Here is a 16684-nt window from a genome sequence, read left to right as displayed (position 1 = left end):
GTTAGCCATGGGACTCGAAGAAAAGCTGCCGAGCGGTTTCCTGCTGACCACCGTCGAGCAGGCCGCGGGGTGGGTGCGCAAGTCGTCCGTCTTCCCCGCCACGTTCGGCCTCGCGTGCTGTGCCATCGAGATGATGACCACCGGCGCCGGCCGCTACGACCTGGCGCGCTTCGGCATGGAGGTCTTCCGCGGCTCGCCCCGGCAGGCGGACCTGATGATCGTGGCCGGCCGGGTCAGCCAGAAGATGGCGCCGGTGCTGCGGCAGGTCTACGACCAGATGCCGAACCCGAAGTGGGTGATCTCCATGGGGGTCTGCGCCTCCTCGGGCGGCATGTTCAACAACTACGCGATCGTCCAGGGCGTCGACCACGTCGTCCCGGTCGACATCTATCTGCCCGGCTGCCCGCCCCGGCCCGAGATGCTCCTGGACGCGATCCTCAAGCTGCACCAGAAGATCCAGAGCTCCAAGCTGGGCGTGAACGCCGAGGAGGCGGCCCGCGAGGCGGAGGAGGCGGCGCTCAAGGCCCTGCCCACGATCGAGATGAAGGGGCTGCTGCGATGAGCGACGCACACCGCACCGGGGGTGACGGCGTGAACCCCGAGAAGGACCTCTCCGCGGAGAACCTCCCCGGCCAGCGCGGCGACGGCGGCGAGGAGATCCGCGTCCAGCGCGGCATGTTCGGCGCCCAGAACGGCGGCGACACCTCCGGTTACGGCGGGCTGGTCCGCTCGGTCCGGCTCCCGGGGCCGTCGAACCGCCCCTACGGAGGATGGTTCGACGAGGTCGCCGACGAACTCGAGGGCGCGCTGGAGGAGCAGGACCTGCTCCCCGACAACGCCATCGAGAAGACGGTCGTCGACCGCGGCGAACTCACCTTCCACATCGAGCGCGAGCACCTCGTGCGGGTCGCGAAGACCCTGCGCGACGACCCCGCGCTGCGCTTCGAGCTGTGCACCGGGGTCAGCGGCGTGCACTACCCCAACGACAAGGGCCGCGAGCTGCACGCCGTCTACCACCTGCGCTCGATCACCCACAACCGGGTGATCCGCCTGGAGGTCAGCGCGCCCGACAGCGACCCGCACATCCCGTCGCTGTTCTCGGTCTACCCGACCAACGACTGGCACGAGCGCGAGACGTACGACTTCTTCGGCATCGTCTTCGACGGTCACCCGGCCCTGACGCGGATCATGATGCCGGACGACTGGCAGGGCCACCCGCAGCGCAAGGACTACCCCCTCGGCGGCATCCCCGTCGAGTACAAGGGCGCCCAGATCCCGGCTCCGGACCAGCGGAGGTCGTACTCATGAGCACGCACACCCCTTCTTCCGCATCGGCCCGCGACACCACCGAAGGTCCCGTCTACACGGTGACCGGCGGCGACTGGGACGAGGTCGTCGAGGCCGCGGCCCGCGCCGACGACGAACGCATCGTCGTCAACATGGGCCCCCAGCACCCCTCCACCCACGGAGTGCTCCGGCTGATCCTGGAGATCGACGGCGAGACCGTCACCGAGGCCCGCGCCGGCATCGGCTATCTCCACACCGGCATCGAGAAGAACCTCGAGTACCGCACGTGGACGCAGGGCACCACGTTCGTGACGCGCATGGACTACCTGACGCCGTTCTTCAACGAGACGGCGTACTGCCTCGCGGTCGAGAAACTGCTCGGCATCGAGGACCAGGTGCCCGACCGCGCCTCGGTCATCCGGGTGCTGCTGATGGAGCTGAACCGGCTCTCCTCCCACCTGGTGGCCATCGCCACCGGCGGCATGGAGCTCGGTGCCACCACGATCATGATCTACGGGTTCCGGGACCGTGAACTCGTGCTCGACGTCTTCGAGCTGATCACGGGCCTCAGGATGAACCACGCCTACATCCGCCCGGGCGGACTCGCCCAGGACCTGCCGCCCGGCGCGGTCGACCAGATCCGCGAGTGCGTGAAGAAGATGCGCAAGAACCTCCCGGAGTACGACGCGCTCGCCACCGGGAACCCCATCTTCAAGGCCCGGCTGCAGGACGTCGGCTACCTCGACCTGGCCGGCTGCATGGCCCTCGGCGCCACCGGCCCGGTGCTGCGCTCCACCGGCCTGCCGCACGACCTGCGCAAGGCCCAGCCGTACTGCGGCTACGAGACCTACGACTTCGAGGTCCCGACCGCCGACACCTGCGACTCCTACGGGCGGTTCCTGATCCGCCTGGAGGAGATGCGCCAGTCGCTGAACATCATCGAGCAGTGCCTGGACCGGCTCCGGCCCGGCCCGGTCATGGTCGCCGACAAGAAGATCGCGTGGCCCGCCCAGCTCGCCCTGGGACCGGACGGACTGGGCAACTCCCTCGACCACATCAAGCAGATCATGGGCACCTCCATGGAGGCCCTGATCCACCACTTCAAGCTGGTCACCGAGGGCTTCCGCGTCCCGCCGGGACAGGCGTACACCGCGGTCGAGTCGCCCAAGGGCGAGCTCGGGGTGCACGTCGTCTCCGACGGCGGCACCCGCCCCTACCGGGTCCACTTCCGCGACCCGTCCTTCACCAACCTGCAGGCCATGGCGGCGATGTGCGAGGGCGGCCAGGTCGCCGACGTCATCGTCGCCGTCGCGTCCATCGACCCCGTGATGGGAGGCGTCGACCGGTGACCACCTCTTCTTCCGAGCGGGGCGTGAGCCTGGGCATGCCCCAACTGCCCGCGCCCGCCTACCCGGACGACGTCCAGGCCCGGCTGGAGACCGACGCGCGCGAGATCATCGCCCGCTACCCGGACTCCCGGTCCGCGCTCCTGCCCCTGCTGCACCTGGTGCAGTCGGAGGAGGGCCACGTGACCCGCACCGGGATGCGGTTCTGCGCGGACATCCTCGGCCTGACCACGGCCGAGGTCACCGCCGTCGCGACCTTCTACACCATGTACCGGCGCAAGCCGAGCGGCGACTACCAGGTCGGGGTGTGCACCAACACCCTGTGCGCCGTCATGGGCGGCGACCAGATCTTCGAGGAACTCCAGGAACACCTGGGCGTCGGCAACGGCGAGACCACCGAGGACGGCAAGGTCACCCTCGAGCACATCGAGTGCAACGCGGCCTGCGACTTCGCGCCCGTCGTGATGGTGAACTGGGAGTTCTTCGACAACCAGACCCCCGACAGCGCCAAGCGCATGGTCGACGACCTGCGCGCCGGACGCCCGGTGGCGCCCACCCGCGGGGCCCCGCTGTGCACCTTCAAGGAGACCGCCCGGATCCTCGCCGGCTTCCCCGACGAGCGGGACGGCGCCGTCGAGGCCACCGGCGGAGCGGGCCCCGCCTCCCTGGCCGGCCTGAAGCTGGCCAAGGGCGAGGCACCGCCCGCGCGCGTCGTCCACCCACGCGGGGAGGCCCCCGCCGAGACCCCGCCGCACGAGCCGTCACCCACCGAACACCTCAGCTCGCACGACGCGCCGCAGGACACGTCGGCCTCCGACCCCGCGCATCCCGCAGGACCCGTTGCCGAGGAGGGGGAGTGATGACCATGGCACCCGAACTCAAGGACACCGGACCGGAGAAGCTGCTCGCCCCCGTGCTGTCCGCCTTCTGGGACGAGGACAGGTCCTGGACGCTGGACACCTACCGCAGACACGACGGGTACGAAGGGCTCCGCAAGGCGCTCGCCATGTCACCGGACGAGGTGATCGCCTACGTCAAGGAGTCCGGTCTGCGCGGACGCGGCGGCGCCGGCTTCCCCACGGGCATGAAGTGGCAGTTCATCCCGCAGGGCGACGGAAAACCCCACTACCTCGTGGTCAACGCCGACGAGTCGGAGCCCGGCACCTGCAAGGACATCCCGCTCCTCTTCGCGAACCCGCACAGCCTCATCGAGGGCATCGTGATCGCCTGCTACGCCATCCGGTCGTCGCACGCCTTCATCTACCTCCGGGGCGAGGTCGTGCCTGTGCTGCGGCGGCTGCACGAGGCCGTGCGCGAGGCGCGGGAGGCCGGCTTCGTCGGCGAGAACATCCTGGGCAGCGGACTCGACCTCGAACTGACCGTGCACGCCGGAGCGGGCGCGTACATCTGCGGTGAGGAGACCGCACTGCTCGACTCGCTGGAGGGCCGCCGCGGCCAGCCGCGGCTGCGTCCTCCCTTCCCCGCGGTCGCGGGCCTGTACGCGTGCCCCACCGTGGTGAACAACGTCGAATCGATCGCCTCGGTTCCCGCCATCATGAACCGGGGCAAGGACTGGTTCCGCTCCATGGGCAGCGAGAAGTCCCCCGGCTTCACGCTCTACTCCCTCAGCGGCCACGTCGCCCAGCCCGGCCAGTACGAGGCGCCGCTCGGCATCACCCTGCGCCAGCTGCTGGAGATGAGCGGCGGCATGCGCCCGGGCCACCGGCTGAAGTTCTGGACCCCGGGCGGCTCCTCCACACCGCTGCTCACCGACGAACACCTCGACGTCCCCCTGGACTACGAGGGCGTGGGCGCGGCGGGATCCATGCTCGGCACCAAGGCGCTCCAGTGCTTCGACGAGACCACCTGCGTGGTCCGCGCCGTGACCCGCTGGACGGAGTTCTACGCCCACGAGTCCTGCGGCAAGTGCACGCCCTGCCGCGAGGGCACGTACTGGCTGGTGCAGCTGATGCGGGACATCGAGGCCGGCAAGGGCCGGATGTCCGACCTGGACAAGCTGAACGACATCGCCGACAACATCAACGGCAAGGCGTTCTGCGCCCTCGGCGACGGCGCCGCCTCGCCGATCTTCTCCTCGCTGAAGTACTTCCGCGAGGAGTACGAGCAGCACATCACGGGCCGTGGCTGCCCCTTCGACCCGGCCAAGTCGACGGCCTGGGCCGACCGTACGGAGGTGCACGCATGACTGTGACCACCAACGCTCCCTCCGGCGGGGGAGAGGCGGCGGTCCCGCCCGAGGACCTGGTGACGCTGACCATCGACGGCGTCGAGATCAGCGTGCCCAAGGGCACCCTGGTCATCCGGGCCGCCGAACAGCTCGGCATCGAGATCCCCCGGTTCTGCGACCACCCCCTCCTCGACCCGGTCGGCGCCTGCCGCCAGTGCATCGTCGAGGTGGAGGGCCAGCGCAAGCCGATGGCCTCCTGCACCATCACCTGCACCGACGGGATGGTGGTGAAGACCCAGCTCACGTCCCCGGTCGCCGAGAAGGCGCAGAAGGGGATGCTGGAGTTCCTGCTCATCAACCACCCCCTGGACTGCCCGGTCTGCGACAAGGGCGGCGAGTGCCCGCTGCAGAACCAGTCCATGTCGCACGGGCACGCCGACTCCCGCTTCGAGGGCACCAAGCGCACCTACGAGAAGCCCGTCCCGATCTCCACCCAGGTCCTGCTCGACCGGGAGCGGTGCGTGCTGTGCGCCCGCTGCACCCGGTTCTCCGTGCAGGTCGCGGGCGACCCGATGATCGAACTGCTGGAGCGGGGCGCCCTCCAGCAGGTCGGCACCGGCGAGGGCGACCCCTTCGAGTCGTACTTCTCCGGCAACACCATCCAGATCTGCCCGGTCGGCGCGCTCACCTCGGCCGCCTACCGGTTCCGCTCCCGCCCCTTCGACCTGGTCTCCTCGCCGTCGGTGTGCGAGCACTGCTCCGGCGGCTGCGCCACCCGCACCGACCACCGGCGCGGCAAGGTCATGCGGCGCCTCGCGGGCAACGACCCCGAGGTCAACGAGGAGTGGATCTGCGACAAGGGGCGCTTCGGGTTCCGGTACGCGCAGCAGCGCGACCGGCTCGACACCCCGCTGGTGCGCAACGCCGAGGGCGAACTGGAGCCCGCCTCCTGGCCCGAGGCGCTGCAGATCGCGGCCCAGGGCCTGCTCGCCTCCCGGGGCCGCACCGGTGTCCTGACCGGCGGCCGGCTCACCGTCGAGGACGCCTACGCGTACAGCAAGTTCGCGCGCGTGGCCCTGGACACCAACGACATCGACTTCCGGGCGCGGGCGCACAGCAGCGAGGAGGCCGACTTCCTGGCCGCCCGGGTCGCCGGCCGCGGCCACGACCTCGGGGGCACCTCCCGGACGGAGTCCGGGGGAGGCACGGGCGTCACCTACACGGCGCTGGAGAAGGCCCCGGCCGTCCTGCTGGTCGGCTTCGAGTCCGAGGAGGAGGCGCCCGGCGTCTTCCTGCGGCTGCGCAAGGCGTGGCGCAAGCACGGCCAGCGCACCTTCGCGCTGGCCACCCACGCCACCCGCGGGCTGGAGAAGGCGGGCGGCACGCTGCTGCCCGCCGCACCCGGCACCGAGACCGAGTGGCTGGACGCCCTCGCGAGCGGGGTCGGCCTGGAGGGCGACGGAGCCGCCGCGGCCGAGGCGCTGCGCGCCGACGGTGCGGTGATCGTCGTCGGCGAGCGGCTCGCGGGCGTCGCGGGCGGCTTCACCGCCGCCGTGCGGATCGCCACCGCGACCGGGGCCCGGCTGGCGTGGATCCCGCGCCGCGCCGGGGAACGGGGCGCGGTCGAGGCGGGCGCCCTGCCCACCCTGCTGCCGGGCGGGCGCCCGGCCACCGATCCGCGCGCGCGGGAGCAGGTCGCCGCCGCCTGGGGCGTCGCCGAGCTCCCGCACCGCTTCGGGCGGGACACCGGCGGGATCGTCGAGGCCGCCGCGGGCGGCCAGTTGCAGGCCCTCCTGGTGGCCGGCGTCGAGGTCGCCGACCTCCCCGACCCGGCCCGCGCGCGGGCCGCGCTCGCCGAGGCGGGCTTCGTGGTCTCCCTGGAGCTGCGTCCCGGTGAGGTCACCGCGCTCGCCGACGTGGTGCTGCCGGTCGCCCCGGTCGTCGAGAAGGACGGCACCTTCCTCAACTGGGAGGGCCGGGCGCGCCTGTTCGAGGCGTCGATCAAGCCCGACCAGATGACCCGCCGTCCCGCGCCGACCGACGCACGGGTGCTGCAGATGCTGGCCGACGCCATGGACGTCCACCTCGGACTGCCCGACCTGCGCACCTTGCGCGCGGAGCTGGACCGGCTGGGCACCTGGGACGGCCCGTGGGCCGCCGACCCGGAGGAGACCGCGAGCGCGCTGCCGCGGCCCGCCGCCGGCGAGGCGGTGCTGGCCGGGCACCGGTTGCTGCTCGACCAGGGCCTGCTCCAGCAGGGCGACGAGGCGCTCGCCGGCACCCGGCACGCCGCACTCGCCCGGGTGTCGGCCGCCACGGCCGCCGAGGCGGGCGTCAAGGACGGCGACCTGCTCGCGGTCACCGGCACCGCCGGGACGGTCGCCCTGCCGCTGGCCGTGACCGAGATGCCGGACCGCGTGGTGTGGCTCCCGCTGAACTCGGCCGGCGGCGGCGTCGCCTCCGACACCGGGGCGCTGCCCGGATCCCTCGTCCGCATCGGCCCGGCGACCGGCGCCGGCGAGGCCCCCCAGGAGGTGGAGGCATGATGTACCTCTCCGCCGAAGACCTCTCGATGTTCGGCCGCGACCCCTGGTGGCTGGTCGTCGTCAAGGCGGTGTTCTGCTTCGCGTTCCTGATGGTGACGGTGCTGATCGCCATCGTGATGGAGCGCAAGTTCGTCGCCTGGATGCAGCTGCGCATCGGCCCCAACCGGAACGGCCCCTGGGGCATGCTCCAGTCGCTGGCCGACGGCGTGAAGCTGATGCTGAAGGAAGACGTCGTCGTCAAGCGCGCCGACAAGGCGGTCTACATCCTGGCGCCGATCGTGGCCGCCATCCCGGCCTTCATGGCGATCGCCGTGATCCCCTTCGGGCCGGCCGGCAACGAGATCTCCATCTTCGGCCAGCGCACCACGATGCAGCTCACCGACCTGCCGATCGCGATGCTCTACATCCTCGCGGTCGCCTCGATCGGCATCTACGGCATCATGCTGGCGGGCTGGAGCTCCGGCTCCACGTACCCGCTGCTGGGCGGTCTGCGCTCGTGCGCGCAGATGATCTCCTACGAGATCGCGATGGGTCTCGCCTTCGCCTCCGTGTTCCTCTACTCGGGGTCGATGTCGACCTCGCAGATCGTGGAGCAGCAGACCGACCGCTGGTACATCCTGCTGCTGCCCATCTCCTTCATCATCTACATCGTCACGATGGTCGGGGAGACCAACCGCGCCCCGTTCGACATGCCGGAGTCCGAGGGCGACCTGGTCGGCGGCTTCAACACCGAGTACTCGTCGATCAAGTTCGCGATGTTCATGCTCGCCGAGTACATCAACATGGTGACCGTCTCGGCCGTGGCGACCACGCTCTTCCTGGGCGGCTGGCGGGCCCCCTGGCCCATCAGCACCTTCTGGGAGGGCGCCAACCACGGCTGGTGGCCGCTGCTCTGGTTCGTCCTCAAGGTCCAGATGCTGCTGTTCTGCTTCGTCTGGCTGCGCGGCACGCTCCCGCGGGTGCGCTACGACCAGCTGATGAAGCTGGGCTGGAAGGTGCTCATCCCGGTCGCCCTGGCCTGGCTGATGCTCGTCGCCACCGTCCGCGCCCTGCGCAACGAGAACGTCGGCTTCAGCGACATCGCCCTCTACATCGGCGGCGCGGTCCTCGCCCTGCTGCTGCTCTCCTTCGTCGCGGACCTGTTCCGCGACAAGGCCAAGCGGGCGGAACAGGCCGCCGCCGAACCCCCGGCCGCGTTCGACCCGATGGCGGGCGGATTCCCCGTGCCCCCGCTGCCCGGACAGGAACTGCCGCCGGTGCCCCGCCGCCGTCCCCGCCGGGAACGGGAACTGATTGTCAGTGGTGGGCCCGACACTCAGAGTGACGAATCTCTGGGCGGATCTACGGATGGAAAGGAGGCGTCCGATGGCTGAGGAGCCCAAGGAGACCAAGCCCGGTTTCCTGAACCCCGTGGCCGGCTTCGGCGTGACCTTCAAGGCCATGTTCAAGAAGCGGCTCACCGAGCAGTACCCCGAGCAGCAGAAGACCACCGCTCCGCGCTTCCACGGACGGCACCAGCTCAACCGTCATCCGGACGGCCTGGAGAAGTGCGTCGGCTGCGAGCTGTGTGCCTGGGCCTGTCCCGCCGACGCGATCTACGTGGAGGGCGCGGACAACACCGAGGAGGAGCGCTACTCGCCCGGCGAGCGGTACGGCCGCGTCTACCAGATCAACTACGCCCGCTGCATCCTGTGCGGGCTGTGCATCGAGGCGTGCCCCACGCGCGCGCTCACGATGACCAACGAGTTCGAGCTGGCCGACTCCAGCCGCGCCAACCTCATCTACACCAAGGAGCAGCTGCTCGCCGGTCTGGAGGAGGGCATGGTGGACAGCCCGCACGCCATGTACCCGGGCACCGACGAACAGGACTACTACCGGGGCCTGGTGACCGAGGCCGCCCCCGGCACGGAGCGCCAGGTCGCCCACTCGAAGGGGGAGGTCGTCCAGGAGGCCGACTCGACCTTCGGCCCGGACGAACCGGCGTCGGAGCAGGTGATCGGCCGATGACCCAGCTCGCCGCCTACACCACCTCCACCGGCGAGGCCGTCCAGTTCTGGATCCTGGGCACGATCGCGGTGATCGGCGCCCTGTGCACCGTCTTCATGAAGCGGGCCGTGCACAGCGCGCTGTGCCTCGCCGGCACGATGATCATCCTGGCGGTGTTCTACCTCGCCAACGGCGCCTACTTCCTGGGCGTCGTGCAGATCGTCGTCTACACCGGCGCGGTCATGATGCTGTTCCTGTTCGTGGTGATGCTGGTCGGCGTCACCGCGGCGGACTCCCTGAAGGAGACCATCAAGGGCCAGCGCTGGCTGGCCCTGCTGTGCATGGCCGGCTTCGGCATCCTGCTGGTCGGCGGCATCGGCAACGCCTCCCTCACCGAGTTCAACGGCATCGGCGCGGCGAACGCGGGCGGCAACGTGGAGGGCATCGCCACCCTCCTGTTCACCCGCTACGTGTTCGCCTTCGAGATCACCGGCGCCCTGCTGATCACGGCCGCCGTCGGCGCCATGGTGCTCACCCACCGGGAGCGCACCGAGCGCGCCAGGACCCAGCGGGAGCTGGCCGAGCAGCGGGTCCGCGAGGGCACGTACCTGCCGCCGCTGCCCGCCCCCGGCGTGTACGCGCGGCACAACGCCGTGGACATCGCCGGCCTGCTGCCCGACGGCACGCCCTCCGACCTCACGGTCAGCGCCACGCTCCGCGAGCGGGGCCAGATCCGTGACGTGTCGCAGGAGGCGATGAACGACCTGCGGGCGCTGGAGCAGCGCGCGGAGGAGCGCCTGGGCCGCACGGCGATCGAAGCCGGACCGTTCAAGGGGACCGAGGAGGGGCAGAAGTGAACCCGGTCAACTACCTCTACCTCGCCGCTCTGCTCTTCACGATCGGCGCCACCGGCGTACTGATCAGGCGCAACGCGATCGTGGTGTTCATGTGCATCGAGCTCATGCTCAACGCCTGCAACCTCGCCTTCGTCGCCTTCTCCCGGATGCACGGCAACCTCGACGGCCAGATCATCGCCTTCTTCACGATGGTCGTCGCCGCCGCGGAGGTCGTGGTCGGGCTGGCGATCATCGTGTCCCTGTTCCGTTCCCGCCACTCGGCCTCGGTCGACGACGCCAGCCTGATGAAGCTGTGAGGGGCTGCTGAATCGTGGAGAACCTGATTGCGCTGCTGGTGGCGGCGCCCCTGCTCGGAGCGGCGGTCCTGCTGTGCGGCGGCCGCAGACTGGACGCCGTCGGCCACTGGATCGGCACGGCCCTGGCCGGCGTCTCCTTCGTGGTCGGCCTGGTGCTGTTCACCGACCTGCTGGGCCGGGACGCGGCCGACCGCACCGTCACCCAGCACCTGTTCAGCTGGATCCCGGTGGAGGGCTTCCAGGCCGACATCGCCTTCCGGCTCGACCAGCTGTCGATGACGTTCGTCCTGCTGATCACCGGCGTCGGCTCGCTGATCCACCTCTACTCCGTCGGGTACATGGAGCACGACGAGCGGCGCCGCCGCTTCTTCGGCTTCCTGAACCTCTTCCTCGCGGCGATGCTCCTGCTGGTCCTCGCCGACAACTACCTGCTGCTGTACTTCGGCTGGGAGGGCGTCGGTCTCGCCTCCTACCTGCTGATCGGCTTCTGGCAGCACAAGCCCAGCGCGGCGACCGCCGCCAAGAAGGCCTTCCTGGTCAACCGGGTCGGCGACATCGGCCTGTCCATCGCGATCATGATGATGTTCGCCTGGTTCGACACCTTCGCCTTCGGGCCGGTGCTCGGCTCCGAGGGGGAGCCGGGGCTCGCCTCGGCCGCCGGTGAGGGCAAGCTCACCGCGATCGGCCTGATGCTGCTGCTGGCCGCCTGCGGCAAGTCCGCCCAGGTGCCGCTGCAGTCCTGGCTCGGCGACGCGATGGAGGGCCCGACCCCGGTCTCCGCCCTCATCCACGCCGCGACCATGGTGACCGCGGGCGTCTACCTGATCGTCCGCTCCGGGGCCATCTTCAACGGCGCCCCGGACGCGCAGCTCGTCGTTACCATCGTCGGCGCGGTCACGCTGCTGTTCGGTGCGATCGTCGGTTGCGCCAAGGACGACATCAAGAAGGCGCTGGCCGGCTCGACCATGTCGCAGATCGGCTACATGGTCCTGGCCGCGGGCCTCGGCCCCATCGGCTACGTCTTCGCGATCATGCACCTGGTGACGCACGGCTTCTTCAAGGCCGGCCTGTTCCTCGGCGCCGGCTCGGTCATGCACGGCATGAACGACGAGGTCGACATGCGCCGTTACGGCGGCCTGAGGAAGTACATGCCGGTCACGTTCGTCACCTTCGGCCTCGGCTACCTCGCCATCATCGGCTTCCCGGGCCTGTCCGGCTTCTTCTCCAAGGACAAGATCATCGAGTCCGCCTTCGCCAAGGGCGGCACCGAGGGCTGGATCCTCGGCGCCTGCGCCCTGCTGGGCGCGGCCATCACCGCGTACTACATGACGCGCGTGATGCTGATGACGTTCTTCGGCGAGGAGCGCTGGCGCAACGCCCCGACGCCGTCCCCGGCCGCGCCGGACGTGGAGCCCGCCGCCGAGACGAGCGGCGAGTACACCCCGCCGCACCCGCACGAGTCCCCGAAGGTCATGACGGTCCCGATGATCGTGCTGGCCGTCGGATCGGTCGCCGGCGGTGCCTTCTTCAGCATCGGCGACCGCTTCCTGAACTGGCTGGAGCCGGTCACCGGGTACGACCACGGCCACTCCCCGCTCAGCGCCCTGACGGTCACGCTGGCCACGGTCGCCGTGATGGTCGTCGGTGTGGCCGTCGCCTGGGCCCAGTACGGGCGCCGCCCGGTCCCGGCGGTCGCCCCGCGCGGCTCGCTCCTCACCCGGGCCGCCCGCCGCGACCTCCTCCAGGACGACTTCAACCACGTGGTCCTGGTCCGCGGCGGCGAACACCTCACGCGTTCGCTGGTGTACGTCGACCACACCCTGGTCGACGGCGTCGTCAACGGGACGGCGGCCTCGTTCGGCGGCCTGTCCGGCCGGATGCGCCGCCTGCAGAACGGCTTCGCCCGCTCCTACGCGGTCTCCATGTTCGGCGGCGCGGCGGTCCTGGTCGCCGCGACCCTGCTGATGAGGGCGGTCTGATACCGATGTCCTTTCCTCTGCTGACAGCGACGGCGGCGCTCCCGGCCATCGGGGCGATCGCCACGGCCGCCGTACCGGCCTCCAAGCGCACGGCCGCCAAGTGGCTGGCCCTGCTGGTCTCGCTCGCCACGCTCGCGCTGGCGGTCGTCATCCTGGTGCGCTTCGAACCGGGCGGCGACCGCTACCAGCTCACGGAGTCGCACGCCTGGATCGCCGACTTCGGGGTCCGCTACGACCTGGCGGTGGACGGCATCTCGGTCGCGCTGATCGCGCTGACCGCCCTGCTGATCCCGTTCATCGTGCTGGCGTCCTGGCACGACGCCGACCCGCTGGAGACGGGCAGCAAGCGGTGGCGGCCGACGCAGGGCTTCTTCGCCCTGATCCTCGCCATCGAGGCGATGGTGATCCTCGCCTTCACGGCCACCGACGTCTTCCTCTTCTACATCCTGTTCGAAGCCATGCTGATCCCGCTGTACTTCCTGATCGGCGGCTTCGGGGACCGGGCGCACGAACACGGCGAGAAGGCCGGCGCCACCCAACGGTCCTACGCGGCGGTGAAGTTCCTCCTCTACAACCTGGCCGGCGGACTGATCATGCTGGCCGCGGTGATCGGCCTGTACATGGTCGCCGGGAGCTTCTCCCTCCCAGAGATCGCCGAGGCGCGGGCCAACGGCTCGCTGGAGATGGCGCAGAGCACCGAACGCTGGCTGTTCCTCGGCTTCTTCTTCGCGTTCGCGGTGAAGGCGCCGCTGTGGCCGCTGCACACCTGGCTGCCCAACGCCATGGGCGAGTCGACCGCCCCGGTCGCCGTGCTCATCACGGCGGTCGTGGACAAGGTGGGCACCTTCGCGATGCTGCGCTTCTGCCTCGGGCTGTTCCCGGAGGCCAGCAAGTGGGCGACCCCGGTGGTCCTGGTGCTGGCGGTGATCAGCATCATCTACGGGGCGCTGCTCGCGGTGGGCCAGCGCGACATCAAGCGGCTGATCGCCTACGCGTCGATCTCCCACTTCGGCTTCATCGTGATGGGCATCTTCGCGCTGACCAGCCAGGGCCAGTCCGGCGCCACGCTGTACATGGTCAACCACGGCATCTCGACGGCGCTGCTGCTGCTGGTCGCCGGGTTCCTGATCTCGCGGCGCGGCTCCCGGCTCATCGCCGACTACGGCGGGGTGCAGAAGGTGGCCCCGGTGCTGGCCGGCACCTTCCTGATCGGCGGCCTGGCGACGCTGTCGCTGCCGGGTCTGGCGCCGTTCGTCAGTGAATTCCTGGTGCTGGTCGGCACGTTCACCCGCCATCCGGCGATCGCCATCGTCGCGACCCTCGGCATCGTGCTCGCCGCCCTGTACACCCTCGTCCTCTACCAGCGGACCATGACGGGCCCGGTGAAGCCGGAGGTCGCCAAGCTGCCGGACCTGCGGCTGCGTGAGATCGCGGTGGTGACGCCGCTCATCGTGCTGTTGCTGTTCCTGGGCGTCTATCCGAAGCCCGTCACGGACATCGTGAACCCGGCGGTGCAGCACACCCTGTCCGACGTGGACCAGAAGGACCCCCAGCCCGAGGTGGAGGCGGCCAAGTGAGCGCAACAGCCATCCACAGCCTGTGGACGACGGCGGCCGAACCGATCGCGAAGATCGACGCGCCGAAGATCGAGTACGCCCAGCTGGCGCCCACGCTGATCGTCGTCGGCGCGGCGGTCGTCGGCGTCCTCATCGAGGGCCTGGTGCCGCGGAAGGCGCGGTACCACGCGCAGATGTTCGTCGCAGCGGTCGCCCTCACCGCCGCCTTCGCGGCCGTGGTGGCGCTGGCGGTCGACGGCTACGGCACGACGAAGGCGGGCATCGCGGCGATGGGCGCCATCGCCGTCGACGGCCCGGCCCTGTTCCTCCAGGGCGTCATCCTCCTGACCGCCCTGGTGGGCCTGTTCACCTTCGCCGAACGCCGGCTCGACCCGGAGGCGCACGGCAACCGGGTCGACTCCTTCGCCGCCCAGGCCGCCGCCGTACCCGGCAGCGACCAGGAGAAGAAGGCGGTCAAGGCCGGCTTCACCACCACCGAGGTGTTCCCGCTCCTGCTGTTCGCGGTCGCCGGCATGCTGGTCTTCCCCGCCGCCAACGACCTGCTGACGCTGTTCGTGGCGCTGGAAGTGCTCTCCCTCCCGCTGTACCTGCTCTGCGCGCTGGCCCGCCGCAAGCGGCTCATCTCGCAGGAGGCGGCGGTCAAGTACTTCCTGCTCGGCGCGTTCGCCTCGGCGTTCATGCTGTTCGGCATCGCCCTGCTGTACGGCTACGCCGGCTCGATGTCGTACGCCACGATCGCGCAGGTCGTCGAGGGCACCGTGCAGGACGTCAGCCCGGCGCTCGCGGGCACCATGGGCAACGACGCGCTGCTGCTCGTCGGCAGCGCCCTCGTGGTGATGGGCCTGCTGTTCAAGGTGGGCGCCGTCCCGTTCCACATGTGGACCCCGGACGTGTACCAGGGCGCCCCGACGCCGGTCACCGGCTTCATGGCCGCCGCCACCAAGACGGCCGCCTTCGGCGCCCTGCTGCGCATCCTCTACGTGGTCCTGCCCGGACTGCGCTGGGACTGGCGGCCGGTGATGTGGGGCGTCGCGATCGCCACCATGCTGATCGGTGCGATCGTCGCCATCACGCAGACCGACATCAAGCGGCTCCTGGCGTACTCGGCGATCTCCCACGCGGGCTTCATCCTCGCGGGTGTCATCGCCGCCACCCCGGACGGCGTGTCGTCGGTGCTCTTCTACCTGGCGGCGTACTCCTTCGTCACGATGGGCGCCTTCGCCGTGGTCACCCTCGTCCGCGACGCGGGCGGCGAGGCCACGCACCTGTCCAAGTGGGCCGGTCTGGGCCGCCGTTCGCCGTTGGTGGCGGCGGTGTTCGCGGTGTTCCTGCTGGCCTTCGCCGGCATCCCGCTCACCGCGGGCTTCACCGGCAAGTTCGCCGTCTTCAAGGCGGCGGCGGAGGGCGGCGCGGTGCCGCTGGTCGTGGTCGGTGTGATCGCGTCGGCCATCGCCGCGTTCTTCTACATCCGGGTGATCGTCCTGATGTTCTTCAGCGAACCCCGACCGGAGGGCCCGACCGTCGCCGTGCCGTCGCCGCTGACGATGACGGCGATCGCGGTCGGCGTGGCGGTCACGGTGGTGCTCGGCGTGGCGCCGCAGTACTTCCTGGACCTGGCCGGCACGGCGGGCGTGTTCGTGCGCTGACGCGCGCCGCCGCCCGCGCGCACACGGAAGGGGCCCGGGTCTCCGGCTGGAGACCCGGGCCCCTTCGTGCCGGGACGCCACGGGCGGGCGCGTCACTCGCCCTTGGCCCACCACGCCTCGAAGCGGCGGCCGCGCTGCGCGGCGCGTTCACCGACGATCAGGCTCGTCTCGTAGATCCTCGACGGGTCGTTGTCCTCCGTGGTCATCTCGTAGCTGACGGCGTCGTCGAAGACCACGAAGTTGCGCACCGCGTCCCGCCGGTCCCGGGCCTCCAGGGTCGACAGGACCAGCACCCGCACGTCGACGCCGAGGCTGCGCTGCCGGTCGCGGATCTCGTCCACGTCGGCGTCCAGGTCGCCGGGTGAGTTCAGGATGATCAGACGGCGCACCCGCACGCCCCGCCGCACCGCCTCCTCCTGCGCGTCCTCGTAGCGCCACCCCAGGTCGGTCTCCCAGAAGCCGCGGTCCACGGAGGTGCTGACCGCGTCGACGGACGCGCTCGCGCAGCGGGTCAGGTTCAGCAGCCAGTCCCGGTCCTCCCCGGGGTAGTCCGCGTGATGCCCCTTGAGGTCCTCCAGCAGCTTGGCGGTGCGCCGGATCTCCCCGCGGACGAAGGCGTAGAAGAACGGGTCGCGCCCCGACTCCAGCGACGCGACGTTGCGCGCGAGCTGCCGGACCTCCTCCGCGCCGACGGGCGAGACGTCCAGTTGCGAGAACAGCAGCGCCGTCTCGTTGAACTCCGACAGGCCGCGCTCCAGACGCCGTTCGAAGTCGGCGAGCTGCTGCACGATCAGGGCCGCTCCGGCGAGGAACACCGACAGCGTGATCTTCCAGATCTCCGGCTGGTCCGTCAGGTTGGTGACGCCGTAGGTGACACCGCCCGCGAGGGCGCTCACGAACACTCTCACCAGGACATCGGGTATTCGGCGCGTGGGCCGCATGGCTTCCCCCGGATTTCGTAGCGGTAGGCGAACTG

General features: G+C 70.4%; 14 protein-coding genes. 13 read left to right on the top strand and 1 reads right to left on the bottom strand.

Annotation, left to right across the window (positions count from 1 at the left end):
- Positions 1-7: 7 nt before the first annotated feature.
- Genes ACIRPP_RS05580 through nuoN form a run of 13 tightly spaced genes read left to right on the top strand, consistent with a single transcriptional unit; the run spans position 8 to position 15708 of the window.
- Complete coding sequence (locus tag ACIRPP_RS05580) at positions 8-562, top strand: NADH-quinone oxidoreductase subunit B family protein (RefSeq protein WP_030565381.1); 555 nt, start codon at positions 8-10, stop codon at positions 560-562.
- Entirely contained in the window at positions 559-1308 is a 750-nt protein-coding gene (locus tag ACIRPP_RS05575) for an NADH-quinone oxidoreductase subunit C (RefSeq protein WP_403638169.1), read from the top strand. Before ACIRPP_RS05580 ends, ACIRPP_RS05575 begins: the two co-directional genes overlap by 4 nt.
- Positions 1305-2636: an NADH-quinone oxidoreductase subunit D gene (locus ACIRPP_RS05570; protein WP_403638168.1), complete on the top strand. Its 1332-nt coding sequence runs from the start codon at positions 1305-1307 to the stop codon at positions 2634-2636. Before ACIRPP_RS05575 ends, ACIRPP_RS05570 begins: the two co-directional genes overlap by 4 nt.
- Positions 2633-3493 (top strand): NADH-quinone oxidoreductase subunit NuoE, encoded by an 861-nt coding sequence (nuoE, locus tag ACIRPP_RS05565; protein WP_403638167.1) that lies wholly within the window; start codon positions 2633-2635, stop codon positions 3491-3493. Before ACIRPP_RS05570 ends, nuoE begins: the two co-directional genes overlap by 4 nt.
- Entirely contained in the window at positions 3493-4839 is a 1347-nt protein-coding gene (gene nuoF, locus ACIRPP_RS05560; RefSeq protein ID WP_403638166.1) for an NADH-quinone oxidoreductase subunit NuoF, read from the top strand. Before nuoE ends, nuoF begins: the two co-directional genes overlap by 1 nt.
- The gene (locus ACIRPP_RS05555; RefSeq protein WP_403638165.1) at positions 4836-7367 is read left to right on the top strand and encodes an NADH-quinone oxidoreductase subunit G; all 2532 of its coding nucleotides are present in this window, start codon (positions 4836-4838) and stop codon (positions 7365-7367) included. Before nuoF ends, ACIRPP_RS05555 begins: the two co-directional genes overlap by 4 nt.
- Positions 7364-8740, top strand: a complete 1377-nt coding sequence (gene nuoH / locus ACIRPP_RS05550) for an NADH-quinone oxidoreductase subunit NuoH (protein WP_403638164.1) — start codon at positions 7364-7366, stop codon at positions 8738-8740. The genes ACIRPP_RS05555 and nuoH overlap by 4 nt, the downstream gene beginning before the upstream one ends.
- Entirely contained in the window at positions 8733-9374 is a 642-nt protein-coding gene (gene nuoI / locus ACIRPP_RS05545) for an NADH-quinone oxidoreductase subunit NuoI (RefSeq protein WP_164336000.1), read from the top strand. Before nuoH ends, nuoI begins: the two co-directional genes overlap by 8 nt.
- A complete protein-coding gene (locus ACIRPP_RS05540) occupies positions 9371-10210 on the top strand; it encodes an NADH-quinone oxidoreductase subunit J (protein WP_403638163.1) in 840 nt (279 codons plus the stop codon). Before nuoI ends, ACIRPP_RS05540 begins: the two co-directional genes overlap by 4 nt.
- Positions 10207-10506, top strand: coding sequence for an NADH-quinone oxidoreductase subunit NuoK (nuoK, locus tag ACIRPP_RS05535; protein ID WP_003974374.1), 300 nt, complete (start codon positions 10207-10209; stop codon positions 10504-10506). Before ACIRPP_RS05540 ends, nuoK begins: the two co-directional genes overlap by 4 nt.
- 14 nt (positions 10507-10520) lie before the next feature.
- Entirely contained in the window at positions 10521-12485 is a 1965-nt protein-coding gene (nuoL, locus tag ACIRPP_RS05530) for an NADH-quinone oxidoreductase subunit L (protein WP_403638162.1), read from the top strand.
- A 5-nt stretch (positions 12486-12490) separates the two neighbouring features.
- On the top strand, positions 12491-14062 hold the full coding sequence (locus tag ACIRPP_RS05525; RefSeq protein ID WP_403638161.1) for an NADH-quinone oxidoreductase subunit M: 1572 nt from the start codon (positions 12491-12493) through the stop codon (positions 14060-14062).
- Positions 14059-15708: an NADH-quinone oxidoreductase subunit NuoN gene (nuoN, locus tag ACIRPP_RS05520; protein ID WP_403638160.1), complete on the top strand. Its 1650-nt coding sequence runs from the start codon at positions 14059-14061 to the stop codon at positions 15706-15708. The genes ACIRPP_RS05525 and nuoN overlap by 4 nt, the downstream gene beginning before the upstream one ends.
- A 92-nt stretch (positions 15709-15800) precedes the next feature.
- Here the strand turns inward: nuoN and ACIRPP_RS05515 are convergent, their stop codons facing one another.
- Positions 15801-16616 carry a hypothetical protein gene (locus tag ACIRPP_RS05515; protein ID WP_403638159.1) on the bottom strand — a complete coding sequence of 272 codons (816 nt, stop codon included), beginning with the start codon at positions 16614-16616 and terminating at the stop codon, positions 15801-15803.
- Between the last annotated feature and the right edge of the window lie 68 nt (positions 16617-16684).

Origin of the sequence: Streptomyces sp. NPDC101219 (assembly GCF_044767675.1) — a bacterium.
Lineage (GTDB): Bacteria > Actinomycetota > Actinomycetes > Streptomycetales > Streptomycetaceae > Streptomyces.
The sequence above is the reverse complement of the archived record's forward strand: the minus strand, read 5'-3'. Positions and strand labels throughout refer to the sequence as shown.

Coding starts and splice junctions, on each gene's coding strand:
- ACIRPP_RS05580 (WP_030565381.1), top strand. CDS start 8: ATGGGACTCGAAGAAAAGCTGCCGAGCGGTTTCCTGCTGACCACCGTC.
- ACIRPP_RS05575 (WP_403638169.1), top strand. CDS start 559: ATGAGCGACGCACACCGCACCGGGGGTGACGGCGTGAACCCCGAGAAG.
- ACIRPP_RS05570 (WP_403638168.1), top strand. CDS start 1,305: ATGAGCACGCACACCCCTTCTTCCGCATCGGCCCGCGACACCACCGAA.
- nuoF (WP_403638166.1), top strand. CDS start 3,493: ATGACCATGGCACCCGAACTCAAGGACACCGGACCGGAGAAGCTGCTC.
- ACIRPP_RS05555 (WP_403638165.1), top strand. CDS start 4,836: ATGACTGTGACCACCAACGCTCCCTCCGGCGGGGGAGAGGCGGCGGTC.
- nuoH (WP_403638164.1), top strand. CDS start 7,364: ATGATGTACCTCTCCGCCGAAGACCTCTCGATGTTCGGCCGCGACCCC.
- nuoI (WP_164336000.1), top strand. CDS start 8,733: ATGGCTGAGGAGCCCAAGGAGACCAAGCCCGGTTTCCTGAACCCCGTG.
- ACIRPP_RS05540 (WP_403638163.1), top strand. CDS start 9,371: ATGACCCAGCTCGCCGCCTACACCACCTCCACCGGCGAGGCCGTCCAG.
- ACIRPP_RS05525 (WP_403638161.1), top strand. CDS start 12,491: ATGTCCTTTCCTCTGCTGACAGCGACGGCGGCGCTCCCGGCCATCGGG.